The 22,713-nt window shown below is 72.7% G+C and carries 25 protein-coding genes and 1 pseudogene; 13 read left to right on the top strand and 13 right to left on the bottom strand.

Annotation, left to right across the window (positions count from 1 at the left end; all coding sequences use genetic code 11):
- Nucleotides 1-10: 10 nt before the first annotated feature.
- Nucleotides 11-439 (top strand): transcriptional repressor, encoded by a 429-nt coding sequence (locus VM636_RS21035; protein ID WP_030419754.1) that lies wholly within the window; start codon nt 11-13, stop codon nt 437-439.
- Nucleotides 440-514: 75 nt separating this feature from the next.
- Here the strand turns inward: VM636_RS21035 and VM636_RS21030 are convergent, their stop codons facing one another.
- From VM636_RS21030 to VM636_RS21015, 4 genes are read right to left on the bottom strand one after another with little or no spacing between them, the layout of a single operon-like run.
- Nucleotides 515-1,345 carry an isoprenyl transferase gene (locus VM636_RS21030; protein WP_053912509.1) on the bottom strand — a complete coding sequence of 277 codons (831 nt, stop codon included), beginning with the start codon at nt 1,343-1,345 and terminating at the stop codon, nt 515-517.
- 44 nt (nt 1,346-1,389) lie between these two features.
- Nucleotides 1,390-2,139 carry a DNA repair protein RecO gene (recO, locus tag VM636_RS21025; protein ID WP_030419756.1) on the bottom strand — a complete coding sequence of 250 codons (750 nt, stop codon included), beginning with the start codon at nt 2,137-2,139 and terminating at the stop codon, nt 1,390-1,392.
- 22 nt (nt 2,140-2,161) lie between these two features.
- Nucleotides 2,162-2,377, bottom strand: a complete 216-nt coding sequence (locus VM636_RS21020) for a hypothetical protein (RefSeq protein WP_030419757.1) — start codon at nt 2,375-2,377, stop codon at nt 2,162-2,164.
- Nucleotides 2,374-2,580 (bottom strand): hypothetical protein, encoded by a 207-nt coding sequence (locus VM636_RS21015; RefSeq protein WP_338485334.1) that lies wholly within the window; start codon nt 2,578-2,580, stop codon nt 2,374-2,376. The genes VM636_RS21020 and VM636_RS21015 overlap by 4 nt, the downstream gene beginning before the upstream one ends.
- A gap of 115 nt (nt 2,581-2,695) precedes the next feature.
- On the opposite strand from VM636_RS21015, the gene VM636_RS21010 reads away from it, so the two are divergent.
- Nucleotides 2,696-3,529, top strand: a complete 834-nt coding sequence (locus VM636_RS21010) for a helix-turn-helix transcriptional regulator (RefSeq protein WP_338485332.1) — start codon at nt 2,696-2,698, stop codon at nt 3,527-3,529.
- Nucleotides 3,511-3,825: a DUF397 domain-containing protein gene (locus tag VM636_RS21005; RefSeq protein WP_051821267.1), complete on the top strand. Its 315-nt coding sequence runs from the start codon at nt 3,511-3,513 to the stop codon at nt 3,823-3,825. Before VM636_RS21010 ends, VM636_RS21005 begins: the two co-directional genes overlap by 19 nt.
- A gap of 55 nt (nt 3,826-3,880) precedes the next feature.
- Here the strand turns inward: VM636_RS21005 and VM636_RS21000 are convergent, their stop codons facing one another.
- The 6 genes from VM636_RS21000 to VM636_RS20975 form a co-directional block, all read right to left on the bottom strand.
- On the bottom strand, nt 3,881-5,035 hold the full coding sequence (locus tag VM636_RS21000) for a hypothetical protein (protein ID WP_030419761.1): 1,155 nt from the start codon (nt 5,033-5,035) through the stop codon (nt 3,881-3,883).
- Between the two features lie 73 nt (nt 5,036-5,108).
- The gene (locus VM636_RS20995) at nt 5,109-6,089 is read right to left on the bottom strand and encodes an SCO2521 family protein (protein ID WP_030419762.1); all 981 of its coding nucleotides are present in this window, start codon (nt 6,087-6,089) and stop codon (nt 5,109-5,111) included.
- Nucleotide 6,090: 1 nt separating this feature from the next.
- Nucleotides 6,091-7,056 carry an SCO2522 family protein gene (locus tag VM636_RS20990; protein ID WP_030419763.1) on the bottom strand — a complete coding sequence of 322 codons (966 nt, stop codon included), beginning with the start codon at nt 7,054-7,056 and terminating at the stop codon, nt 6,091-6,093.
- The gene (locus VM636_RS20985; RefSeq protein ID WP_030419764.1) at nt 7,053-7,970 is read right to left on the bottom strand and encodes an SCO2523 family variant P-loop protein; all 918 of its coding nucleotides are present in this window, start codon (nt 7,968-7,970) and stop codon (nt 7,053-7,055) included. Before VM636_RS20985 ends, VM636_RS20990 begins: the two co-directional genes overlap by 4 nt.
- 2 nt (nt 7,971-7,972) lie before the next feature.
- Nucleotides 7,973-9,817, bottom strand: coding sequence for an SCO2524 family protein (locus VM636_RS20980; protein ID WP_030419765.1), 1,845 nt, complete (start codon nt 9,815-9,817; stop codon nt 7,973-7,975).
- A gap of 53 nt (nt 9,818-9,870) precedes the next feature.
- Nucleotides 9,871-10,641 (bottom strand): SCO2525 family SAM-dependent methyltransferase, encoded by a 771-nt coding sequence (locus tag VM636_RS20975; RefSeq protein ID WP_030419766.1) that lies wholly within the window; start codon nt 10,639-10,641, stop codon nt 9,871-9,873.
- Nucleotides 10,642-10,952: 311 nt separating this feature from the next.
- On the opposite strand from VM636_RS20975, the gene VM636_RS20970 reads away from it, so the two are divergent.
- Complete coding sequence (locus VM636_RS20970) at nt 10,953-11,501, top strand: GNAT family N-acetyltransferase (protein ID WP_030419767.1); 549 nt, start codon at nt 10,953-10,955, stop codon at nt 11,499-11,501.
- Between the two features lie 34 nt (nt 11,502-11,535).
- On the opposite strand, the gene VM636_RS20965 is transcribed toward VM636_RS20970, so the two are convergent.
- Both VM636_RS20965 and leuA read right to left on the bottom strand, forming a co-directional pair.
- The gene (locus VM636_RS20965; protein ID WP_030419768.1) at nt 11,536-12,231 is read right to left on the bottom strand and encodes a TerB family tellurite resistance protein; all 696 of its coding nucleotides are present in this window, start codon (nt 12,229-12,231) and stop codon (nt 11,536-11,538) included.
- 184 nt (nt 12,232-12,415) lie between these two features.
- Nucleotides 12,416-14,137, bottom strand: a complete 1,722-nt coding sequence (leuA, locus tag VM636_RS20960) for a 2-isopropylmalate synthase (protein ID WP_030419769.1) — start codon at nt 14,135-14,137, stop codon at nt 12,416-12,418.
- Nucleotides 14,138-14,468: 331 nt separating this feature from the next.
- Here leuA and VM636_RS20955 point away from each other — a divergent pair, with 331 nt between their 5' ends.
- From VM636_RS20955 to VM636_RS20920, 8 genes are all read left to right on the top strand, one after another.
- Complete coding sequence (locus VM636_RS20955) at nt 14,469-15,563, top strand: M4 family metallopeptidase (RefSeq protein WP_030419770.1); 1,095 nt, start codon at nt 14,469-14,471, stop codon at nt 15,561-15,563.
- A 21-nt stretch (nt 15,564-15,584) separates the two neighbouring features.
- Entirely contained in the window at nt 15,585-15,851 is a 267-nt protein-coding gene (locus tag VM636_RS20950; protein ID WP_030419771.1) for a protealysin inhibitor emfourin, read from the top strand.
- Between the two features lie 662 nt (nt 15,852-16,513).
- Entirely contained in the window at nt 16,514-17,593 is a 1,080-nt protein-coding gene (locus tag VM636_RS20945; protein ID WP_078962470.1) for a PhoH family protein, read from the top strand.
- Nucleotides 17,594-17,605: 12 nt separating this feature from the next.
- Entirely contained in the window at nt 17,606-18,103 is a 498-nt protein-coding gene (gene ybeY, locus VM636_RS20940) for an rRNA maturation RNase YbeY (protein WP_030419773.1), read from the top strand.
- Entirely contained in the window at nt 18,100-19,401 is a 1,302-nt protein-coding gene (locus tag VM636_RS20935; RefSeq protein WP_030419774.1) for a hemolysin family protein, read from the top strand. Before ybeY ends, VM636_RS20935 begins: the two co-directional genes overlap by 4 nt.
- Nucleotides 19,398-19,757 (top strand): MmcQ/YjbR family DNA-binding protein, encoded by a 360-nt coding sequence (locus VM636_RS20930; RefSeq protein ID WP_030419775.1) that lies wholly within the window; start codon nt 19,398-19,400, stop codon nt 19,755-19,757. The genes VM636_RS20935 and VM636_RS20930 overlap by 4 nt, the downstream gene beginning before the upstream one ends.
- 307 nt (nt 19,758-20,064) lie before the next feature.
- Nucleotides 20,065-20,418, top strand: a complete 354-nt coding sequence (locus VM636_RS20925; protein ID WP_053912505.1) for a cytidine deaminase — start codon at nt 20,065-20,067, stop codon at nt 20,416-20,418.
- A 121-nt stretch (nt 20,419-20,539) separates the two neighbouring features.
- Nucleotides 20,540-21,325: an SDR family oxidoreductase gene (locus tag VM636_RS20920; protein WP_053912504.1), complete on the top strand. Its 786-nt coding sequence runs from the start codon at nt 20,540-20,542 to the stop codon at nt 21,323-21,325.
- A 283-nt stretch (nt 21,326-21,608) separates the two neighbouring features.
- Here VM636_RS20920 and VM636_RS20915 read toward each other — a convergent pair whose 3' ends face one another.
- Complete coding sequence (locus tag VM636_RS20915) at nt 21,609-22,169, bottom strand: GNAT family protein (protein ID WP_053912503.1); 561 nt, start codon at nt 22,167-22,169, stop codon at nt 21,609-21,611.
- A 280-nt stretch (nt 22,170-22,449) separates the two neighbouring features.
- Here VM636_RS20915 and VM636_RS20910 point away from each other — a divergent pair.
- Nucleotides 22,450-22,677, top strand: a pseudogene (locus VM636_RS20910) (replication initiator); the annotation flags it as partial.
- Nucleotides 22,678-22,713 lie beyond the last annotated feature (36 nt).

The following is a 22,713-nucleotide window of genomic DNA, read 5'->3' as shown; positions in this document are numbered from 1 at the left end:
AGGCATCCCCGTGACGACCGCTGGACCGCCCGTGAAGGGCCGCGCCACTCGGCAGCGGGCCGCCGTGGCGGCGGCTCTCCAAGAGGTCGAGGAATTCCGCAGCGCGCAGGAACTCCACGACATGCTCAAGCACAAGGGCGACTCGGTGGGGCTCACCACGGTCTACCGGACACTTCAATCCCTCGCCGACGCCGGGGAGGTCGACGTCCTGCGCACCGCGGAGGGCGAGTCCGTCTACCGGCGGTGCTCCACCGACGACCATCACCACCACCTCGTCTGCCGCACCTGCGGCAAGGCCGTCGAGGTGGAGGGCCCGGTGGTGGAGAAGTGGGCGGAGGCCGTCGCCGCCGAGCACGGCTTCGTCGACGTGGCGCACACCGTGGAGATCTTCGGCACCTGCGCCGAGTGCGCGGCGGCCGAGGCGACGCCGCCGGCCTGAGTCACCCCCGGCCACGAGGGCCGCGGACGCCGCCCGGCGTCCGCGGCCCTTCGCGCGTCACCCCGCCGGCGGCCGCTACGGCAGGCGGCCCTCCATGGCGAGGAGTTCCTCGTTCGGGATCGCCCCGCCGAAGCGCCGGTCCCGGGAGGCGAACTCCAGGCACGCGCGCCACAGGTCCCGCCGGTCGAAGTCGGGCCACAGCACGTCCTGGAACACCATCTCCGCGTAGGCGCTCTGCCACAGCAGGTAGTTCGACGTGCGCTGCTCACCACTGGGCCGCAGGAACAGGTCCACGTCCGGCATGTCCGGGAAGTACAGGTACTTGGCGACCGTCTTCTCGGTGACCTTGGCCGGGTCGAGGCGGCCCGCCCGCACCTCCTCGGCGATCGCCTGCGCCGCGTCCGCGATCTCCGCCCGGCCGCCGTAGTTCATGCAGAAGTAGAGGGTCAGCCGGTCGTTGTCCTCGGTCTGCTCCTGGGCGACCTGCAACTCCTTGGCGACCGACTTCCACAGCTTGGGCATCCGCCCCACCCAGCGCACCCGCACGCCCAGCTCGTCGAGGCTGTCGCGCGACTTGCGGATGAAGTCCCGGTTGAAGTTCATCAGGAAGCGGACCTCCTCGGGGGACCGCTTCCAGTTCTCCGTGGAGAAGGCGTACAGCGAGACGTTCCGCACACCGATCTCGATCGCGCCCTGGAGCACGTCGAGCACCCGCTCGGCCCCGACCTTGTGCCCCTCGGTGCGCGGCAGCCCCCGGTCCTTCGCCCAGCGCCCGTTGCCGTCCATGACGATCGCCACATGCTCCGGCACCAGCTCGCCGAGCCGCGGGGGCCGCGCGCCGGACGGATGCGGTTCCGGTGTCCGGTACTCGCGGCGCTGCCGCCCCAGGAACCCGCGTACGGCCATGTGTCTCTCGTCTCCTCGTGCTGTGGGTGTGTACCAGGGCCTTGCTAGGACTTCTCGACGTACCGCAGCGACCGCAGCCCGCGCTCCAGGTGCCAGTGGAGGTACGCGGAGACCAGTCCGCTGCCCTCTCTGACGTACCGCGGCTCGCACGCGTCCGCGGTCGCCCAGTCCCCCGCCAGCAGCGCGCCGAGCAGTTCCAGGGCCTGCGGCGAGGGTACGACGCTGCCGGGCACCCGGCACTCCGCGCAGACGGAGCCGCCCGAGCCCACCGAGAAGAACCGGTTCGGGCCCGGCATGCCGCACCGCGCGCAGTCCCCGAAGGTCGGCGCGTAGCCGTTGACCGCGAGGGAGCGCAGCAGGAACGCGTCCAGGACCAGGCCCGGCGCGTGCTCGCCCCGGGCCAGCGTCCGCAGCGCCCCCACCAGCAGCAGGTACTGCTGCACCGCCGGCTCGCCCTCGTGGTCGGTGAAGCGCTCGGCGGTCTCCAGCATGGCCGTCCCGGCGGTGTACCGCCCGTAGTCGGTCACGATGGCACCGCCGTACGGCGCGATGGTCTCGCTCTGCGTGCACAGCGGCAGCCCCCGCCCGACCAGCTCGCTGCCCCGTGCGAAGAACTGCACGTCGACGTGGGAGAACGGCTCCAGCCGCGCCCCGAACTTCGACTTCGTGCGGCGCACCCCCCGCGCCACGGCGCGTACCCGGCCGTGACCGCGGGTGAGCAGGGTGATGATCCGGTCCGCCTCACCCAGCTTCTGGGTGCGCAGCACGATGCCGTCGTCGCGGAACAGACTCATGGCGTCCATTCTCGCGCATCGCTCAGGGCACCTCGCCCCGGCTCCGAGCGTTCGTGTACGCGGTCGCCGCGCTCAGCCGCTCGGCGGTCGTGGCCCGCCGTACGGCCTGCGGCTCCGCGTCCCACTCCCGGCCGCCGCCGTACGGCCGCATCTGCACGTAGGGCCCCTCGTGCCCCATCACGACGCCGACGCGGCCGGTCCCCGTGTCCACCGCGTGGGCCCCGACCGGCGGCATCATCGCAGGACCGCCGCGAGCCGCCGGGCGGTCTCGACCGAGCACCGGCCCAGCTCCACCAGGGGGCAGGGGGCCTCACGCGCGAGACTCACCGGGTCGAGCCCGAGGGAGGGCAAGGTGATTCCCGCCTTGGCGAGTGCCGCACGCAATTCGTTCACCGTTTCCTCCGCTTCTTCGACGCAGTGCGCCGAGTGCCGTGCCTTCACCGTGTTCCCCTCGCTTCTCCGGTTTCACTCTTCGTGCATCCACCATGCCTCTCCGTGCCTAGACTCGGCCGCAACCCGCGCCCTACAAATGCGGGTCAGTGCAAGGGGGTTGGTTATGGCCAACGGTTCACGGCAGGCGGCGTGGGAGTTCTTCGGCACGGAACTCAAGCGACGGCGGGAGGACGCGGGCATCACCCAGGTCGAGCTGGGCGCACGGGTATTCGTCTCCGGCGGTTACATCGGCCAGTTCGAACAGGCGATTCGCAAACCACAGTTGGACGTCGCCCAGCGGATCGACGAGACACTGCAAACCGACGGCTTTTTCGAACGGCTCTGGCGAAAGCTCATCAAGGAGCAGCGATTCGCCGACTACTTCGCCCACACGGCGGAACTGGAGCGGCTGGCCACCGGTATCTACGAGTGGGCACCTGCCGTCGTACCGGGTCTCCTCCAGACCCGCGAGTACGCCCGTGCGATCTACTTGTCGCACAACCCGCTGGCCACGGACGAGTGGATCGACGACATGGTCAACCTCCGCCTGGACCGCGCCAAGATCCTCAAGGACGCTGCACGGCCCGTGTATTGGGTACTCATGCACGAGACGGTGCTCCGCACGCCGGTCGGCTCGGAGGACGTGATGGCCGAGCAGTTGGACCATCTCGCCGAGATGGTGCGAAGTCGCACGGCCCTGATGCAGGTGCTGCCGTTCGCCGCCGGAGCCCACCCGCACATGGGCAAGCTGATGCTGCTCCACGAGTTCGAGGACGCCCCTCCAACTGTCTATACAGAAGGGGTGAATTCCGGCAGCCTGCTGGATGACCCAGCAGCCGTAAAGGGAGCGCGAGGGGCTTACGATCTCCTGAGGGCCGACGCCCTCTCGCGGAAGGCGTCCCTGGACATGATCGAAGCGACGGCGGAAGGCTACAGAGCATGCGCAGGTACAACCTGACGAACGCACGCTGGCGCAAGAGCAGCTACAGCGGCGGCAACGGCGGTGAGGCATGTGTCGAGGTCGCGTACGACTTCCCGGGTGCCGCAAGCTGGCGCAAGGCCACTTACAGCAACGGCGAGGGTGGTAGCTGCGTCGAGGTCGCCGACGGGGTCCCCGGCGTCGTGCCTGTCCGGGACAGTAAGCAGGACGCCGGTCCGGTGCTGGTCGTCGGGGCGATGGCCTGGACGGAGTTCGTAGGTGCCGTCGGGGACGCGCTCGCGCCTCGCCCGCACGCCGGGCCGGCCCGGCGCTGACGCCCGGCCCGCTTCTTCCCGCGGCACCGGTGGGGAAGCGGGCGGCTGCGGTGCGTCAGGTCTGGTCCACCATCCACGTGCCGTCCTCCTCCGCGTCGACGCGGACCTCCAGCTCCCGTACCCCCATGCCCGCCTCCCACAGTTCCCGGAACCGCTTCAGCCGGTCCTGGACGTGGTCCGGCCGGGCGATGAGCCGGGTGCGGACGTTGACGTCGCGCAGGTCCTGCTCGATCTCGAACGACACCTGCTCGTCGTAGACGATGAAGTCGTTCGTGGTGCCCCGCTGGAGGTTGGGCGGCAGCTCGGGCAGGACGGAGACGCGGACCTCGATCTGGAGCAGGTCCTGTTCCTCGCAGAGCCGCAGCAGCCGGTCGTCGAGTTCGCGGGCGCTTGCCAGCAGGAACAGGCGGCGGACGCAGACGCCCTGGTGCTCGATCGCCTCCTGCTGGGCCTGGAGGTAGCGGCTCGCGGGCTCGCTGTTCCAGAACTCGCGGTCGACGCTGGTGCTGGTGGCGTAGATGGTCTGCTCGGCGGCGTGGGTGAGGCCGAGCATCCAGTCGTGGTTCTCGCCGGGGCACTCCGCGGTCAGGTTGGTGAGGTCGGCCATGTAGCCGACGACCCGCTTCATCTCCAGGCGGACGAAGGTGTAGAGGATCGCGGGTCCGGGCGCGAGGGCCTCGGCGAAGTTCTTGGCCAGTTCGGGGACACCGTCGATGCGGGCCCGGTCGAGCCGCGGGTAGGGCTCGCCGCGCCGGTTCTGCGCGAGGTGCGTCTCGACGAGCCGGCGCACGTCCTCGATGTGGCGGGTGAGCCCGGCCCGGAGGTCCTGGTCGTAGCGGTCGAGGCCGTCGCGGACCGTGCCGGCGTGTTCGGCGAGGGCGTGCTCGACGCGCCGGGTGTGCTCGATGAGCCGCAGGTCGGGCCCGCGGGCCGCCTCCCGGGCCCGCCGGTCCAGCCCGTACAGCCAGTGCAGGGCGACGACGGCCCCGGCGCCGAGGAGGGCGGTGGCGCCCTGCCGCAGCGGGCCGCTGTCCGGGCTCAGCAGGGCGGCGGCGCCCCAGAGCGCGGCGCCGGTGACGAGGCCGGACAGCAGCCGGCGCGGCCAGGGCGAGGCGCCCGTGAGGGACTTGGGACCGGTGAGCGCCGGGGCGCCCGCGGGGCCGGGTGGACGGAGTGTCTCGTCGGGGCGGGGTGACCGTGCCGTGTTCATCTCGCTTCTCCCCCCGTTGGGATACGCGTCGGATCGGGACGTGCGGGGCGGCGTGCGGAAGAGGGGCGTCCGGTCAGGGCGCCGGTGTCACCTCCCGCCGCGCGGGGCCGATGGCCTGGAGGGCCAGTTGGTCGCGGACGCGGTGGACGAGGGCGTCCCACTGGCGGGTGAAGCCGGGCCGCTCCTCCAGCGGGTCCCACAGCCCGGCCAGGGCGGGGGTCACCCGGGCCCGGGGCATCCACAGGTGCAGCAGGTGGTCGACGGCGGGCCGCAGCGCGCGCAGGACGGCCGGCCCGTCGCGGTCCGCGCCGGTGCCGAGGCGGATGCCGTCGAAGGTGCGGACCACGGTGGTCAGCAGCCAGTCGTGCAGGGCGAGGTCGGCGCAGAGTGCGGCGACCTCGTCGGCGGGGGTGCCCTCGGGGACGCGGAGGCGGACGGTGCGCAGTTCGTCCTCGGCGAGCGTGAACCGCTCCAGGCTCGGTCCGGCGCCGCCGGGCGCGGGCAGGGCGGCCCAGCGCAGCCGGGTGGGCCGGGACCGCAGGGGCGGGCGCTGGTCGAGCAGCGGGTGGCGCAGCAGCCGGGTCAGCAGCGCGTCGGCGATGAGGCCGACGTCCAGGTCGCCCTGGCGGCCGCCGTCGAGCACGCCCCGGGCGACCGGTTCGCGGGGCAGTTTCCCGAGCGGTTCGACCGTGCCGGGCCGCACCAGGTACTGGCCCCAGGGCCGACGCTGGTCGGGGCCGGCGGCGGGGGCGCCGAAGCGGGCGGAGGTCTGGAGCACCCGGCCCTCGGTGAGCACGGCGTGCGCGGCGACGGTGCCGACGGCGCGGACGCGGGCACCGTCGGCGGCGGGCAGCGGGCAGTCGACGCCGGTCAGGGTGTCCGGCGAGCGCGCGTAGAGCGTGGGGCGCTCGGAGAGCAGGACCCGCTCGTCGGCGCGCAGGGCGAGGAACTGGGCGGCGGAGCGGATGTCGAGGGCCTGGCGCGCGGGCAGCAGGCAGGTGCGGATCTCGCCGCAGACGAGGGCGGTGGGCGGGCCGGTCTCGGGCGGCCGCATCTCACGGCCCCGCGTAGAACACGTAGGAGATCCGGTCGGCGACGGAGTCGGGCAGCTCCGCCCGTTCGCCCCGCGCGCGGACCGCGACCTGCCCGAGGGCGCCGGGGTCCACCTCGGTCTGGTCGAGGATGACGCGGACGGCGTGCTCGACGGGCAGGAAGCGGTTGGGCAGGACGGAGCAGGTGCGGTAGGCGGTGAAGGGGTCCGCGGCCGGGTTGAGCCGCAGCAGCGGCGGCAGGTCGTCCCAGTCGTCGGGGAAGCCGGCGCCGGTGTGCGGGCGGGGGGTGAGGACCGCTTCGCCCTGGTGGCGCAGGAGGCCGAGCCGGGCCAGTTGCCAGACGGCGGCGAGGAAGGGGCAGGACCAGGTGCGCCGCCCGTCGGGTCCGTCGCTGAAGAGTTCGGTGTCGAGGAAGACGGAGTGGCGGCGGGCCGCGGTCTCCTTCGGCGGGCGCCACACCTGGGCCCGTTTCATGGCCTGCGGGGCGCGGGCGGCGGGGCTGCGCTCCCCGTTGGCCAGCCAGCCGGTCTGGGCGGCGGGCGGCCGGTTGCCGTGGCTGCCGGGCGGCGGCGACTCGACGATGCGGCCGGCCACCGCCTCGGCGACGGGCACCTCCCCGAAGACCGCGCAGCCGGACTCGCGGGCCAGGTAGTCGACGCCGAGCCCGGCCCGGTCCGCCTCGGCGAGGAGCATCGGGACGACCTCGGCGGGGCTGGAGAACCGGGTGAAGTAGTCGTCGACGAGGAAGCAGGTGCTGATCCGGGCCCGTTTGGCGCCGGCGCGGGCGGTGGCGGCGGCGCGGGCCGCCTCCGCCCAGGGGCGGACCTCGGCGAAGTGGCGGCGCAGCCGTCCGGGGCCGGCCTCGAAGTCCTCCATGTAGAGGTGGCCCAGCTCCAGCGAGAGGTGGGCGAGGGGCACCGCCTGGGTGCGGGGGGCGGCGGCGGTCTCGTGGAACACCGCGTCGGTCATGGCTGCCCCCAGTGCGCGTCGTCCGTCAGGCGCCGGGCGATCTCCTCCAGCGCTTCGAGGGTCTCCTTGTTGGCGATCTGCGTGGAGAGCACGTCCTCCTCGGTGATCAGTTGCTCGCGCCACTGGAGTATCGGCTCCAGCGGCACGACGCCGAGCACGACGCTGTCGCCGATGCGGTGTTCGGCGGCGAGCCGGCGCAGCGCCTCGTCGCACGCCTGCATCCAGGCGGCCTGCGCGGGCGAACCCTGCGCCCACAGCGGCGACTCGGGGTCGGGCACGGCGGCCCGCACGAAGCGGATCGAGGCCCGCAGCGTCTCCTCGTCGTGGCCGCGCTCCACCCCGCCGCGCAGGATGCCGTGGTCGGTGTGGACCAGCCCGGAGGCGGCGATGACGTGCTGGCGGGTCCAGCGGTGGAAGACGAGCCAGCGGCAGGGCACGTACCGCATCCGGGGGTGGGCGGTGGCGGCGAGGACCATGTCCACCGCGTAACTGCGTCCGGCGCTCAGGTCGACGAGGGTCACGTCGAACTCGTTGTTGAGGCGCAGCAGCAGGTCGACGCAGCGTTCGAGGGCGTCCTCGCCGGTGGCGAACTCGCCGCCGCCCGCGTCGCCGGGCAGGAGGACCAGGCGCCCGGACTGGTTGGGCCGGGTGCGCAGTTGCGGGTGTTCGGTCTGGCGCCACACGTCGATCCGGGCCGGCTCCGGCGTCTCGCCCTCCAGGTAGGAGTGGAGGCCGGGTTCCGCGGTGCCGCGCAGGGCGCCGGGCACGTCGAAGACGGCGGCGGCGGTGGGCGAGCCGAAGTCGAAGTCGACGTAGGCCACGTGGTCGCCGGTGAGCGCGCGCTGGTACGCCAGGTTGGCGCTGGTCACCGAGCGCCCGGTGCCTCCCTTGTCGGAGGCGGCGAAGACGAGCACGGTCACACCTCCTGGGCGGCGGCTCCCCTGGCCTGGGCCAGGGTGTCGAGTTCCCTCAGCACCGGCAGGGCCAGCGCGAAGGCGGTCGCCGGACGGTCGTCGATCAGGCCGCGGGCGTGGTCGAGGCGGTTCTCGATGCTCCGCATGGTGCGGGCCCGGCTGCCGTCCGGGGAGGTGGCTCCCTCCAGTTGCTCCTTGCCGAACAGGTGGGTGGCCTCGCTGAGCAGTTCCCGCGCCAGCTCGGCCAGTTCGGCGCTGCGGATGGGCTGCTGCTTGTACAGGTTGCGGGCGGCGACGAGGCATTCGGTGACACGCTCGGTGATGCTCCACGACAGGCGGCGGCCGACGCCCCGGGCGTCCGGGTAGACGGCGCGCACGTTGTCCCAGAGGCCGGCGCCGTCCTCGTCCTCGATGCGCCGCTCCCACAGGTGCTCGAAGGTCTGCTCGGCGAGCCGCAGCAGCCGGTCCTGGGCGCCGATGGTCCGGGACAGCTCGGCGAGCTGGATGCTGCGCTTGAGGAGCTGCGCGGAGAAGTCCGTCATCCGCCACAGCAGCAGGTTCCCGGAGCGCTCGGAGCCGGCGAGGGGCATGGTGACGCCCGGGTTGTGCAGCCGGATGGTGGGGTCCTCCCTGGTCATCCGGCTGGTGATCCGGCCCCGGTCGGCGAGGCGCTCCATGATGGCGACGGTGCGGGTGAGGTCGTCGTCGGTGGCCTTGCGGCGGACCAGGTCGTGGACGAGGATCGCGGCGACGGTCAGCGAGAAGTACTCGGACTCCAGCCGCAGTCCGGTGGTCTGCCAGGGCAGGTCCTCCAGCGGCCAGCGCTCGGTGCCGAAGCGGGCCACGGCCGACCAGTACTGCTGGCTCAGCTCCCAGCGCAGCCGCAGCGCCTCCGCCAGCTTCTGCTGGTCGGCGTCGAGCAGGCCGAGGGTGAGGGTGCGCTCGGAGAAGAGGTCCTGGATGCCGTCGAGGGCGACCACGGTGAAGTACACGTAGGGCAGCCGGTCGGCGATGCCGTCGGGCTGCCCGTGGACCTGCACGTTGAGGTCGACGACGCGGGGGGCGTCGTGGACGACGCCCCAGGCCCAGCCGCACTCGAAGAGCTGGCTCTCGTCGCGGATGCCCTCGTCGACCTGGATGCCGCGGCTCAGGCTCTCGATGATGGTGGCGCGCAGCGGGCGCAGCCGGCGGGAGAACTGCTGGAGCACCTGCCGGTCGGACTGTCCGCCCTGGCCGATGACCTGGATGAGGCGCCTGCCCTGCTCCGACTCGGCGTCGAAGACGTTCACGGTGAAGGAGCGCAGCAGGCTGATCATCGCGGCGGTGAGCCGGGCGTTGGTCGCCTCGCGCAGTTCCTCGACGGCCCGGCGGACCTCGCGGCGGGTGGTGGTGCCCTCGTAGACCTTGAGGAAGCCGAGGGTGGCCAGGCAGAGCGTGATGGACATCGAGTAGGAGTCGACGACCCCGAGCTGCTCCTGCTCGTGGGTGAGTTCGACGTCGGGTCCGCTGGGGCGGAAGTAGTGGCCGCCGGCGAAGGTGGGGCTGTCGTCGGGCCCGGTGTGGGTGCGCATGAACTGGTTCAGCGCGCTGATCAGGTTGGCCGGGATCTCCAGCCGGGTGCCGAGCCGTTCCAGGGCGCGCAGCACGTCCCGTTCGGTGGTGTCCGGCTGGTCGAGGCGGAAGGCAGGGACCTCGGTGGCCGGGTAGAGGAGGCAGAGCAGGCGCTCGGCGTCGGCGACGCTGCTCAGCCCGTCGCTCTCGCCGCCGACGAGCTTGCCGTCGTCGAACGCGTGACGGGCCATGGCCTGCCAGATGTCCAGCAGATGCTGGCGTGGCTTGATCTGCATCCCCCGCACCCTTCGCACAGATCCTGCTGCCTGTGGACTGCATGTCCCCGTTCCTACGGGGTGGCAACCTCCCCGTTCCGCCGGCCCAGGGCGAGCAGGATGCCTTCGTGTCCCGGCCGCACCATGTGGTGCAGGTCGTGGGTCTCCACGTCGGTCGTGAAGGCTTCCAGGCTCTCCCTGACGCGCTCCTCGTTGACCCGGTAGGCCGGGTAGGCGTGGTCGCCGACCCGGTACCCGACGGACTCCTTCATGAAGGCGGCGGCGAAGGGCGCCCCCTCGCCCAGCGCGTTCATGAAGCAGCGCACGCCCCGCGCGAACTCCTCGGGGCACTCGGACATGGAGTCGGCGACGAAGAACATCGTGCCCATCTCCCAGCGCCGCTGCCCGTCCAGGTCGAACAGGTTGCCCCGCTCCACCCGGACGATCTCCCCGCACCGGGTGCGCGGTTCGACGTCCCGGTAGGCCGGGGCCTCGCGGAGCACCTCCCAGAAGGCGTCCCACACGGAGTCGTACCCCGCGGGGGACACCTGGCGCTCCAGGTACTCGACGTTCGGCTGCGCGTACTCCAGCAGCAGCACCTTCTCGCACCACGGCAGCATCGAGAGCGCCGGGTAGAGGTTGGCGCCGGCGCCCACGTCGACGCCCCGCACCGAGTCGGGGACGCCGTCCGCGAAGCAGCGGCCGAAGTGGTCGCGCATGAGCCGCACGATGAGGAGATCGACATCGAGCGGCGTCCGGTAGTTGTTGTCGACGTACACCTCTGGATCGAATTTCGACCAGGGCGCGTCGGCGTTGCGATCCATAGTCACCCTGCCGTGTTCCATTCGGTGGTGGACGGCCCGTGTGCCGTGCGCGCGAGCCCCGTTGGACGCCCGTGCGGGAGCGGCGTCGGCGTTGTTCGCAAGGTAGGCCACCAGAAGGCACCCGGACAGCGGGGAACCCGCCAGTCCGTATCGGCAGGGCGCACGCCGGGCGCACCGTTGTACACCCGAACTCGCCCTTGCATGACGGAAGTTGGACGCTCACTCTAGCCAGGGGACGGCACCGCCGCCACCGATGCGCAGTCATTCCATCGTGTGGCCGTGCCGGCGACCGTCCGGTTGACGTCCGCACGTCCCGTCTGTCTGGGGGTGGCATGACCGCCGAACCACTGGAACGCTCCTGGGACCGCCACGAGCGCTACGGGAGGACGGCGCCCTTACCGGACACCCCACCGCTCCTCCTGCGCACCGCCCGCGAGTGCGACCTGCCCGAGCTGCGCCGGCTGGACCGGGAGGTGTTCCGCGAGGTCGCCTACCCCGGCTTCCTGCTCCGCCAGCTCTGGGACATGTACGCCGAGCACTTCCTCGTCCTCGACGACGGCGCGGGCCGGCTGCGCGGCTACGTGCTGGCCGCCACCCGGACGCCGGCGCTCGGCCAGGACAGCTGGATACTCGGCCTGTGCGTGGCCCGGGACCGGCGGCGCGGCGGGCTCGGGCGGGAGCTGATGACCGAGGTGCTGGAGCGGCTGCGCCGGGACGGCGTGGAACGGGTGCGGCTGACCGTCGAGCCGGCCAACCGGGCCGCCCTCCTGCTCTACCGCTCCCTCGGCTTCTCGCCCGAGGGCCCGGACGCGGGCCTGCGCCGGGACTACTTCGGTCCGGGCATGGACCGGCGCATCCTGCTCCTGGACCTCACCGCCTGACGCCCGTCCCCTCCCCGGGCGCCCGGCGGCGCGGTCAGGAGGGGGTGCCGGCCGACTCCAGCAGCCGGGTCACGTCGGCCGAGCAGATGGTCAGCGCCGCACCCACCGTCGCCAGCGCGTCCCGCTCGGCGGGGGTGTAGGGGCCGTCGGCCAGCGCGATGCGGGCGCCCTGGAGCAGGATCGATTCGCGTCCGGCGGCGGCCAGGTGCGGGGCCAGCGGGTCCAGCGACTCGTGCAGCTCTATCGCGAGCCCCGGCACGCAGGGCTCCCCCGCCACCCGTCCGGTGTCCGCCTCCAGCGCCTCGACGAGGGCGGCGAGCCGCTCCTCGTCGCAGTCCGCGAGGCCGGCCGCGCGCACCGCGGCGGCGGCCGTCTCCAGCGCCGTGCGCGAGCCGGTGCCGCCCGCGGCCAGCACCGCGAGGGCGACCGTGCGGACGGCGTCGCGCAGCATCGCCGAGAAGCGGGTCGTGGTCGGGTGGTCGAGCACGTCGGTGCCGAAGCGGCGGCGGCAGGCCGCGCACTCGACCGCCGGCGCGCACTCGCCGCGCGGCAGCACGGGCACGCCGAGCAGGGCCAGGCGGCGGCGCCCGGACAGGCGCTGGTAATTGCGGTCGCCGCCGCAGCCGGGGCAGAAGAACTCCCCGTCTCCGACGCAGGTCCAGGCGGTGCGGGTGCCCAGGATGCGCGGGAGCCGGACAGCCCGGCCGTGTCGTCTCCGTACAGGCAGCACGTCGCACCTCCGTAACCGCGCGGCAACATCGCCGCGCTGGCGTGATGTTAGCCACATCGTCGACGCGGAGTCAGTACCCCGGAAGAGACCTTTCCGTGACCTGCACACATATCTGGCCGGTATCCGACGGGGCCCCGCCCGCCTGTGCTCGGCGTGCGGGGCCCCAAACCACCGGTCGGAATGATCAGCGGGACGCGCGGTTGACGGCCGAGACGACCGCCTTCAGCGACGCGCGTGTCGTGTTCGCGTCGATTCCGATCCCCCACAGGACCTTGTCGCCGATCGCGCACTCGATGTAGGAGGCGGCCTGCGCGGACGCGCCCTCGCTCATCGTGTGCTCCTGGTAGTCCAGCAGGCGCACGTCCACGCCGATGGACTGCAGCGCGTCGAAGAAGGCCGAGATCGGACCGTTGCCCGCGCCGGTCAGGACGGTGTCGGCGCCGTCCACCGCGGCCTCCACGGTGAGCGTGTCGGTGCCGTCGCGGTCGGTCGTGGTCTGGCCGTTCTTGACCTGGATGCGCCCCCACGGGTTGTCCGGGTTGGGCAGGTACTCGTCCTGGAAGACGGCCCAGATGTCGGCCGGGGTCACCTCGCCGCCCTCGGCGTCCGTCTTCGCCTGGATGATCCTGGAGAACTCGATCTGCATCCGGCGCGGCAGGTCCAGCTTGTGGTCGTTCTTCAGCACGTAGGCGATGCCGCCCTTGCCGGACTGCGAGTTGACCCGGATGACCGCCTCGTAGGAGCGGCCGACGTCCTTCGGGTCGATCGGCAGGTACGGGACCGCCCACTCGATCTCGTCGACGGTGACGCCCCGGGCCTTCGCGTCGGCCTCCATGGCGTCGAAGCCCTTCTTGATGGCGTCCTGGTGGGAGCCGGAGAAGGACGTGTAGACCAGGTCGCCCACGTACGGGTGGCGCGGGTGGACCTCCATCTGGTTGCAGTACTCCCAGGTGCGACGGATCTCGTCGATGTCCGAGAAGTCGATCTGCGGGTCGACGCCCTGCGAGAACAGGTTCATGCCCAGGGTGACCAGGTCGACGTTGCCGGTGCGCTCGCCCTGCCCGAACAGGCAGCCCTCGACGCGGTCGGCGCCGGCCATCAGCGCCAGCTCGGCGGCGGCCACGGCGGTGCCGCGGTCGTTGTGCGGGTGCACCGACAGGCACACGTGCTCCCGGCGGGACAGCCGGCGGCCCATCCACTCGAAGCGGTCGGCGTGCGTGGACGGCGTGGAACGCTCCACCGTGGCGGGCAGGTTCAGGATGATCTCGCGGCCCGGTCCGGGCTGGTAGACGTCCATCACCGCCTCGCAGACCTCCAGGGCGAAGTCCAGCTCGGTGTCGGTGAAGATCTCCGGGCTGTACTGGTAGCCGAACTCCGTCTCCGGGCCCAGCAGCTTCTCCGCGTACTCCATCACCAGGCGGGTGCCGTCGACGGCGATCTGCTTGATGTCGTCCTTGGAGCCGCGGAAGACGACCCGGCGGAAGACCGGGGCGGTGGCGTTGTACAGGTGGACGGTGGCCCGGCGGGCGCCCTTCAGGGACTCCACCGTGCGCTCGATCAGGTCCTCGCGGGCCTGCGTCAGCACGGAGATCGTCACGTCGTCCGGGATGGCGTCCGGGTCCTCGACGATCGAGCGGACGAAGTCGTAGTCGGTCTGCCCGGAGGCCGGGAAGCCGACCTCGATCTCCTTGTAGCCCATGGCGACCAGCAGGTCGAACATCGCGCGCTTGCGGGCGGGCGACATGGGGTCGATCAGGGCCTGGTTGCCGTCGCGCAGGTCGGTCGAGAGCCAGCGGGGGGCCTGGGTGATCCGCCGGGTGGGCCAGGTGCGGCCGTCCAGGTCGACCTGGTCGTAGCCGCGGTACTTGGCGACGGGCATGGTGCTGGGCTGCTGGCGGTTGGCCATGGTGGCGTGGGCTCCTCTGATGTCCGCGGTGTCCGCGTGTCCGGAAGGACGGCCGACGACGCACCACCAAGCACCGCGGGGAGGGAGTCGGCCTCTACAGGCCCTCGCCGCGGCAGCTAAGGAGAAGCAGCCCGAAACGCATGATGGTCCGCAGCGTAGCCCAGTCGCGCCGGTCACGCGGGTCCGTATCAGTATGCGGGACCAGGGCGCCCGACCGGCCACAAAGTGCCGTATACCACCCAAGGGTGCCATCGGGCCCGCTTGTCACCGCATTTCATCCGTCACGGTCGCGGATGGTGACAGCAAGGTCACGCACTGCGACGATTGCTCCATGCCGACCACACAGCCGACCCCGCCGGCCGCCGGCGGGGGCACCGAGCCCGTCTTCTGCGCCATCGTGCCGCCCCACGTCCTCGACAAGCTCGCCCGGCACGACGACCCCGCGCTCTCCGGCCCCGCCCGGCGCACCATCCGCCGCGACGCCGTCGAGCGCACCCAGCGCAACCTGACCACCGTCATCGGCGCCGCCGCCGTCGCCCCCCGCGCCGGCGCCGAGCCGGGCAAGCCCCACCGCACCGTCCACGACGCCCGGCACGGCACCGACCTGCCCGGCCGCACGGTGCGCACCGAGGGCCAGGAGCCCGGCAGGGACGCCACCGTCAACCGCGCCTACACCGGTCTGGGCGCCACCTTCGAGCTGTTCCTCACGGCGTACGGCCGCGACTCCATCGACGGCGCGGGCCTGCCGCTCGACGCGACCGTGCACTACGACCGCGACTACAACAACGCCTTCTGGAACGGCGAGCAGATGGTCTTCGGCGACGGCGACGGCGAGATCTTCCTCGACTTCACCCTCCCGATCGACGTCATCGGCCACGAACTGACCCACGGCGTCACCCAGCACACCGCCAACCTGACCTACTACGGCCAGTCCGGCGCCCTCAACGAATCGGTGTCGGACGTCTTCGGCTCCCTGATCAAGCAGTACTCCCTCGGCCAGACCGCCACCGAGGCCGACTGGCTGATCGGCGCCGGGCTCCTCGCCCCGCGCGTCACCGGCGAGGCGCTGCGCTCCATGAAGGCCCCCGGCACCGCGTACGACGACGACGTCCTCGGCAAGGACCCCCAGCCCGCCACGATGGACGACTACGTGCGCACCGGCCGGGACAACGGCGGCGTCCACATCAACTCCGGCATCCCCAACCACGCCTTCTACCTCCTCGCCACCGAACTGGGCGGTCACGCCTGGGAGCGGGCCGGACAGATCTGGTACGACGTGCTCACCTCCGGCGCGCTCGAGGAGGACGCCCTCTTCACCGACTTCGCCACCGCCACGGTGCGCGCCGCCCGCGAACGCTACGGCGACGGCGACGAGCGGGAGGCGGTCGCCAAGGCGTGGGAGCAGGTCGGGGTGCGCACGCTCTGATCGCGTACTAGACACGGACCCATGCGGATTCAGGTAAGGCGTACAGGAGGCTTCGCGGGCATCGAGCGCTTCGCGGAGGTGGACACCACCGGGCGGGCCGACGCGTCCGAGTGGCACACGCTGGTCGAACGGGCACTCGCCGACGGCCGGGGCACCCCGCCCGTCGGGGTCCCGGACGGGTTCAGCTACCAGATCACCGTCGACGGGAAGACGGTCTACGCCGCCGACCCCCGGCTCACCGACGAACAGCGCCGGCTCATCTCCCGAGTGCTCCGGGAGGGCGCCTGAGAGCACGGGCGGGACGTCGGCCGGATTCCCGGCGTCCCGCCCGCGCACGGGCCTCTGCTCCGTTACTCCGTCACCCGCCGCTACGGGTGCTCCGCCATCCGACCGGCCCCCCGGCACGCCGCCCGCCCCGATGCCCCGGTTCCCCGGCGGCTCCCCGCCGGGCGTGCCCGTCTCCGCCCACCGGAGGGCGAACGCCGCGGACCCGCGCGAAGGCGCCCCGGCCGGGACGCCTTCGCCGCCCGCCCCGGCCGCATCAGGGCCGGCCCGCCGCGGCGGTGGCCGGCGACCACTGCCACCGCGGTCACCAGGACGTCGCCCTCCTCGCCGGCCTCGGCGCGGACGCCCACCGCCCCCGATCTCCCGGCCCCCGGTGAACTCCCCCCGGGGGCCCCGGCTTCCCCGACCGCCCGGCCGACGAGGTGTGCGCGGCCGGCCGGGCGCCGGGTGCCCGGCCGGGCCCGGCCCGCGCACCGAGCGACCCCGGCACCCCCGCCGCCCCGGCACCCGGCCCACCCCCGGCACTCCGCCGCGGCCCGGCGGCCCCGCGCCCCCCGGAAATCGCCTCGGCACCTCCCGCGGGGAGTCGTAGGCTGGGACGAGGAGCCCACACCTGTCACGCGGCCACCGCCGCAGAGGAGGACCGCAGGCCACCGCGCCGGCCCATGACTCAGACACCCTCAGCCCACACCCCCGCGCAGGGGCAGGCCAGAGCACAGATCACCGTCCCCGCACGGCACCCCATGGTCACCGTCCTCGGATCCGGCGACTCCCTGCTGCGCGTGATCGAGAAGTCCTTCCCGGCCACCGACATCCACGTCCGGGGCAACGAGATCAGCGCCGTCGGCGACGCCCACGAGGTCGCGCTGGTCCAGCGGGTCTTCGACGAGATGATGCTGGTGCTGCGCACCGGGCAGCCGCTGACCGAGGACGCGGTGGAGCGGTCGATCGCCATGCTCAAGGCGAGCGAGAACGGGGAGAACGACGGCCAGGAGACCCCGGCCGAGGTCCTCACCCAGAACATCCTCTCCTCCCGGGGCCGCACCATCCGCCCCAAGACGCTGAACCAGAAGCGGTACGTCGACGCCATCGACAAGCACACCGTCGTCTTCGGCATCGGCCCCGCCGGCACCGGCAAGACCTACCTGGCCATGGCCAAGGCCGTGCAGGCCCTCCAGTCCAAGCAGGTCAACCGCATCATCCTGACCCGCCCCGCGGTGGAGGCCGGCGAACGCCTCGGCTTCCTGCCCGGCACGCTCTACGAGAAGATCGACCCGTACCTGCGCCCGCTCTACGACGCGCTGCACGACATGATCGACCCCGACTCGATCCCCCGCCTGATGGCGGCGGGCACCATCGAGGTCGCCCCGCTGGCGTACATGCGCGGCCGGACGCTCAACGACGCCTTCATCATCCTCGACGAGGCCCAGAACACGAGCCCCGAGCAGATGAAGATGTTCCTCACCCGGCTCGGCTTCGACTCGAAGATCGTGATCACCGGTGACGTCACCCAGGTCGACCTGCCCGGCGGCACCAAGTCCGGTCTGCGCCAGGTCCAGGAGATCCTGGAGGGCGTCGAGGACGTCCACTTCTCCCGGCTCTCGTCGCACGACGTCGTACGACACCGGCTGGTGGGCCGTATCGTCGACGCCTACGAGCAGTACGACAGCAGGAACGGCACCGACGGCGGCGTCCAGCCGGACGCCCGCCCCCAGGGGCGCGGTGCCAAGGCCAAGGGGAAGTAGACCAGCACGACCATGTCGATCGACGTCAACAACGAATCCGGAACCGAGGTCGACGAGCAGGCGATCCTCGACATCGCCCGCTACGCGCTCACGCGGATGCGCATCCACCCGCTCTCCGAACTCTCGGTGATCGTCGTGGACGCCGACGCCATGGAGCAGCTCCACATCCAGTGGATGGACCTGCCCGGACCCACCGATGTCATGTCCTTCCCGATGGACGAGCTGCGCCCGCCGGCCAAGGACGAGGAGGAGCCCCCGCAGGGGCTCCTCGGCGACATCGTCCTGTGCCCGGAGGTCGCCGCCCGCCAGGGCGAGGAGGCGCCGACCCGGCACACCATGGACGAGGAGTTGCAACTGCTCACCGTCCACGGTGTGCTGCACCTCCTCGGCTACGACCACGAGGAGCCCGACGAGAAGGCCGAGATGTTCGGCCTCCAGGCCGCCATCGTGGACGGCTGGCGCGCGGAGCGTGGCCTGACCGGCCCGTCCCCGGCGCCGACCGTGTCATGAGTCCCTCCCTCATCGCCGGGGCGGTCGCCCTGGTGGTGGTCGCCTGGCTCGCCGCGTGCGCGGAGGCGGGACTCGCGCGGGTCTCCAGCTTCCGCGCCGAGGAGGCCGTACGGTCCGGGCGGCGCGGCAGCGCCCGACTGGCCCGCGTCGCCGCCGACCCCACCCGCTACCTCAACGTGGCGCTGCTGGTCCGGGTGGCCTGCGAGATGGCCGCCGCCGCGCTGGTCACCTACGCCTGCCTGCGCGAGTTCGACGGCACCGCCAAGGCACTGGTGATCGCCATCGCCGTGATGGTGCTGGTGTCGTACGTCGCCGTCGGGGTCTCCCCGCGCACCATCGGCCGCCAGCACCCGCTGAACACCGCGACGGCGGCGGCGTACGTCCTGGTGCCGCTCGACCGGATCATGGGCCCGGTGCCCTCGCTGCTGATCCTCCTCGGCAACGCGTTCACCCCCGGGCGGGGCTTCCGCCGGGGGCCGTTCGCGTCGGAGGCGGAACTGCGCGCGCTGGTCGACCTCGCGGAGAAGGAGTCCCTGATCGAGGCCGAGGAGCGCAAGATGGTGCACTCGGTCTTCGAACTGGGCGACACGCTGGTGCGCGAGGTGATGGTGCCGCGCACCGACCTCGTGGTCATCGAGCGGTACAAGACCATCCGGCAGGCGCTCACCCTCGCCCTGCGCTCCGGTTTCTCCCGCATCCCGGTGACCGGCGACAGCGAGGACGACGTGGTGGGCGTCGTCTACCTCAAGGACCTGGTCCGCCGCACCCACATCAACCGCGACGCGGAGAACGAGCTGGTCTCCACCGCGATGCGGCCCGCCTACTTCGTACCGGACACGAAGAACGCGGGCGACCTGCTGCGCGAGATGCAGAAGGAGCACAAGCACGTCGCCGTCGTCATCGACGAGTACGGCGGCACGGCCGGCATCGTCACCATCGAGGACGTCCTGGAGGAGATCGTCGGCGAGATCACCGACGAGTACGACCGGGAGCTGCCGCCGGTGGAGGTCCTCGGCGAGGGCCGGTTCCGGGTCACCTCCCGGCTGGACCTGGGCGACCTGGGCGAGCTGTACGGCCTGGAGTTCGACGACGAGGACGTGGAGACGGTCGGCGGCCTGCTGGCGAAGGCGCTCGGCCGGGTGCCGATCGCGGGCGCCTCGGCCGTGGTCGAACTGCCCGACGGGCGGCGACTGCGGCTGACCGCGGAGTCCGCGGCGGGCCGGCGGAACAAGATCGTGACGGTGCTGGTGGAGCCGGTCGGCACGACGGCCCCCGAGACGACGGAGGCCGCGGAGTGACACCCGAGGGACTGCGCGCGTTCTGCCTGTCGTTCAACGCGGCGGTGGAGGAGTTCCCCTTCGGACCGGAGGCGTCGGTCTTCAAGGTGCTGGGCAAGATGTTCGCCCTGTCCCGCCTGGACGCGCGCCCGCTGACGGTCAACCTCAAGTGCGACCCGGACGACGCGGTACGGCTGCGCGCCGAGTACGCGGGCCTGATCGTGCCGGGCTACCACATGAACAAGCGCCACTGGAACACCGTCACCGCCGACGGCGCCCTCCCCGCCCGCCTCGTCCGCGAACTGGTGGAGGACTCCTACGACCTGGTGGTGGCCGGCCTGCCCCGCGCGGAACGACTCCGGCTGGGACGGGGGTAGCGCCACCCCTTGCCCACGTCGGGGGCGGGTGGCGGGGGGGGGCGGACCCGCGGCGGCCGGTGGCCGGGGCGGGCGCCGGGGCGGGTGCCGGGGCGAGTGCCGGGACGGGTGCCGGGACGGGTGCCGGGGCGAGTGCCGGGGCGGGTACCGGGGCGGGCGCCGGGGAGGGTGGCCAGACCTGGTGGCCGGGGCGGGTGACGGCGGCCGGGGGCGGCGGCCCGTGGCCAGACCTGGTCGCCGGTGACGGCGGCGGGGGTCGGCCGACCGGGCGGTGACCGGCCCCCCGGCCGCTACGTATGCTCGGCTCATGACCGACAGCAGCGCGCTCGACCCCGAGGACCGCAAGATCATCACCCTGGCCCGGACCACCCGGGCCCGCAACGGCGTCCCCGAGGGCGCCGCCGTACGCGACGAGACCGGCCGCACCTACGTCGCCGGCACCGTCGCCCTGGACTCCCTGAAGCTCAGCGCCCTGCGCACCGCCGTGGCGATGGCGGTCGCGTCCGGCGCGACCTCCCTGGAAGCGGCGACCGTGGTGACGGACGCGGAGACGGCGTCCCCCGAGGACCTGGCCGCGGTCCGCGACCTGGGCGGCGCCCAGACCACGGTCCTGGTGGCGGCCCCGGACGGCACGGTACGGGAGACGCTGACCGCGGGCTGACGCGGCGGGGCGGGCGGGGCGCCGTGGAGGCGGACGAGGCACGACGGGCCGGCACAGGTGGGTGGGGGCGCGCGGAAAAACGGTTGCCACGAAGACCCGCCTCCACCGACGATCTCCCTCTGTGACGACACGGCAGCCCGACCCCACCCACCCCGTCCCCCGCCCCCTGGCCCTGATCACCGGCGTGGGCCGCACGGTGGGCATCGGCGCGGGCATCGCCCGGCGGCTGGCCGAGTCGGGCTGGGACATCGCCTTCACCTGCTGGACGCCCTACGACGACCGCATGACCTGGGGCGGCGAACCGGAGGCCCGGCGGACGATCGCCGGGGAACTGGCCGGGCACGGAGCGGCGACGCTGGCCGTCGAGGCCGACCTCGCGGACCCGGAGACACCGGCGCGCCTCTTCGACGAGGTGGAGAGCGCCCTGGGCCCGGTGACGGCCCTGGTGATGTGCCACTGCGAGTCGGTCGACTCCGGCCTGCTGGACACCACCCTGGACAGCTTCGACCGGCACTTCGCGGTCAACGCCCGAGCGCCGTGGCTGCTGATCCGCGAGTTCGGCCGCCGCTTCTCCGGCACCTGGGGCAGCGGCCGGATCATCAGCCTGACCAGCGACCACACCGTGGGAAACCTCCCCTACGGCGCCGGCAAGGGCGCCCTGGACCGCATCACCCTGGCCGCCGCGCACGAACTCGCTCATCTGGGCATCACCGCCAACGCGGTCAACCCGGGCCCGGTGGACACCGGCTGGATGACGGCGGACCTCCGCGACGAACTCACCCGTCGCACCCCCCTACGCCGCCTGGGCACCCCCCAGGACACCGCCCACCTGGTCGCCTTCCTCTGCTCCCCCGAAGGCCAATGGCTCAACGCCCAACTCCTCCAGAGCAACGGCGGCTTGAGCTAGGGGCGGTCTGCGGTGGCCGTCAAGGAACCTGCCAGGATTCCGCGCGCCCCCGTGACCGCCGTAGGCAGACGGTCTCCGGCGAGGCAGTTCTCCGGCGACGCGCCACAACGGATCGCGGTACCCAGCCGGCCCCCCATCTCACCGCTGCCCGCTCCGCCGTGTCGCGATCGCGGCGTATCCGGCGTTCAGGAGAAGCGACGGCACCCGCGCGCCGATGAGAGGGGTGCCGCTCCAGGCGGGCCCCGTGAGCCATGGGATGCTCCGGCGTCCCGGAACAGCACACCTAGCGGCCGGCAGTGGGGTGCCACTCGCGGCGGAGGAGGCCGAAGACCCAGGAGTCGGAGACATCGCCGTTGACGACGCAGTCCTCGCGCAGGGTGCCTTCGCGGACGAAACCGAGCTTCTCCAGGACCCGGGCGGACGCCACGTTGCGGGTGTCGGTCTCGGCCTGGACGCGGTTCAGGTCCAGGGTGTCGAACGCCCACCGCAGGACGGCGTGCGCGGTCTCCGTGGCGTAGCCGTGACCCCACGCGGCGGGGTCGAAGACGTAGCCCAGGGACGCGCTGCGGAAGTTCGGGTTCCAACCGGTCAGGCCGCACCAGCCGATGAACGCGCCGTCGGAGGCGCGGTCGACGGCCAGCCGCGCTCCCGTGCCCTCCTCCTCGATCGTCCGGCAGATCGCGATGAAGCGCTGGGCGCGGGCCGGTTCGCTCCACGGCGGGGAGTCCCAATAACGCAGCACGTGAGCACTGCTGTGCAGTGCGTAGAGCGGCGCCGCGTCGGCGTCGGTGAACGGCCGCAGTCGCAGGCGGGCGGTGCGCAGCTCGGGAGTGGGCAAGGTCATGCGGGGCATCCTGCCGCGTCGGCTCGGCCCCGGCCATGCGTTTGTCCGGACGGTCGGGGCACGTGCGCCCCCGGTGACCCGGCACGCGTCGTTCCCCGCCCCCGCCGACACGGTGCCGGTACGGTGGCGACACGCACCAGGCGTGCGGTCGACAAGGCGAAGCGACCGGGTGTGCCCGCCGGGGCCACCGTCATCACCCGAGATGGCTCCCGGCTGTTCGCCACGCGGTCCATCACGTCGCCCAGCGACCTGACGACCGATAGCCGGGCCGGCCCTCAGCTACTCCACCACCCTGGGCGCGCTGCGCGACGCCCGCCGCGCCTGGCGCACCGCACAGGCCCGCGTCCACGCCGGCCTGCCCGAGCCCGACCCGGACACCACCCTCGTCGTCGGCCACTGGGCTTACCAGGGCTCGGGCTACAGCCCCGGCAACGCGCCCCTCGCAGCCGCCGTCTGGCACCACCGGGAACGGGAACGCCAGTTCATCGCCGAAGGGGGCTGCGGATGAACGCGCAGGAACCCGGCCCGGCCCGGCGGGGACTGG

This window comes from Streptomyces sp. SCSIO 75703 (assembly GCF_036607905.1).
In the GTDB taxonomy this organism is placed as follows: domain Bacteria; phylum Actinomycetota; class Actinomycetes; order Streptomycetales; family Streptomycetaceae; genus Streptomyces.
Note: the sequence above shows the minus strand (reverse complement) of the source record. Positions and strands in the feature narration are given on the sequence as shown.

Bases quoted from the DNA above. Each gene is read 5' to 3' on its own strand.
- VM636_RS21030 (WP_053912509.1), bottom strand. From the start codon at position 1,345: ATGGCCGTACGCGGGTTCCTGGGGCGGCAGCGCCGCGAGTACCGGACA.
- recO (WP_030419756.1), bottom strand. From the start codon at position 2,139: ATGAGTCTGTTCCGCGACGACGGCATCGTGCTGCGCACCCAGAAGCTG.
- VM636_RS21020 (WP_030419757.1), bottom strand. From the start codon at position 2,377: ATGATGCCGCCGGTCGGGGCCCACGCGGTGGACACGGGGACCGGCCGC.
- VM636_RS21010 (WP_338485332.1), top strand. From the start codon at position 2,696: ATGGCCAACGGTTCACGGCAGGCGGCGTGGGAGTTCTTCGGCACGGAA.
- VM636_RS21005 (WP_051821267.1), top strand. From the start codon at position 3,511: ATGCGCAGGTACAACCTGACGAACGCACGCTGGCGCAAGAGCAGCTAC.
- VM636_RS21000 (WP_030419761.1), bottom strand. From the start codon at position 5,035: ATGAACACGGCACGGTCACCCCGCCCCGACGAGACACTCCGTCCACCC.
- VM636_RS20995 (WP_030419762.1), bottom strand. From the start codon at position 6,089: ATGCGGCCGCCCGAGACCGGCCCGCCCACCGCCCTCGTCTGCGGCGAG.
- VM636_RS20990 (WP_030419763.1), bottom strand. From the start codon at position 7,056: ATGACCGACGCGGTGTTCCACGAGACCGCCGCCGCCCCCCGCACCCAG.
- VM636_RS20980 (WP_030419765.1), bottom strand. From the start codon at position 9,817: ATGCAGATCAAGCCACGCCAGCATCTGCTGGACATCTGGCAGGCCATG.
- VM636_RS20975 (WP_030419766.1), bottom strand. From the start codon at position 10,641: ATGGAACACGGCAGGGTGACTATGGATCGCAACGCCGACGCGCCCTGG.
- VM636_RS20970 (WP_030419767.1), top strand. From the start codon at position 10,953: ATGACCGCCGAACCACTGGAACGCTCCTGGGACCGCCACGAGCGCTAC.
- leuA (WP_030419769.1), bottom strand. From the start codon at position 14,137: ATGGCCAACCGCCAGCAGCCCAGCACCATGCCCGTCGCCAAGTACCGC.
- VM636_RS20955 (WP_030419770.1), top strand. From the start codon at position 14,469: ATGCCGACCACACAGCCGACCCCGCCGGCCGCCGGCGGGGGCACCGAG.
- VM636_RS20950 (WP_030419771.1), top strand. From the start codon at position 15,585: ATGCGGATTCAGGTAAGGCGTACAGGAGGCTTCGCGGGCATCGAGCGC.
- VM636_RS20945 (WP_078962470.1), top strand. From the start codon at position 16,514: ATGACTCAGACACCCTCAGCCCACACCCCCGCGCAGGGGCAGGCCAGA.
- ybeY (WP_030419773.1), top strand. From the start codon at position 17,606: ATGTCGATCGACGTCAACAACGAATCCGGAACCGAGGTCGACGAGCAG.
- VM636_RS20935 (WP_030419774.1), top strand. From the start codon at position 18,100: ATGAGTCCCTCCCTCATCGCCGGGGCGGTCGCCCTGGTGGTGGTCGCC.
- VM636_RS20925 (WP_053912505.1), top strand. From the start codon at position 20,065: ATGACCGACAGCAGCGCGCTCGACCCCGAGGACCGCAAGATCATCACC.
- VM636_RS20915 (WP_053912503.1), bottom strand. From the start codon at position 22,169: ATGACCTTGCCCACTCCCGAGCTGCGCACCGCCCGCCTGCGACTGCGG.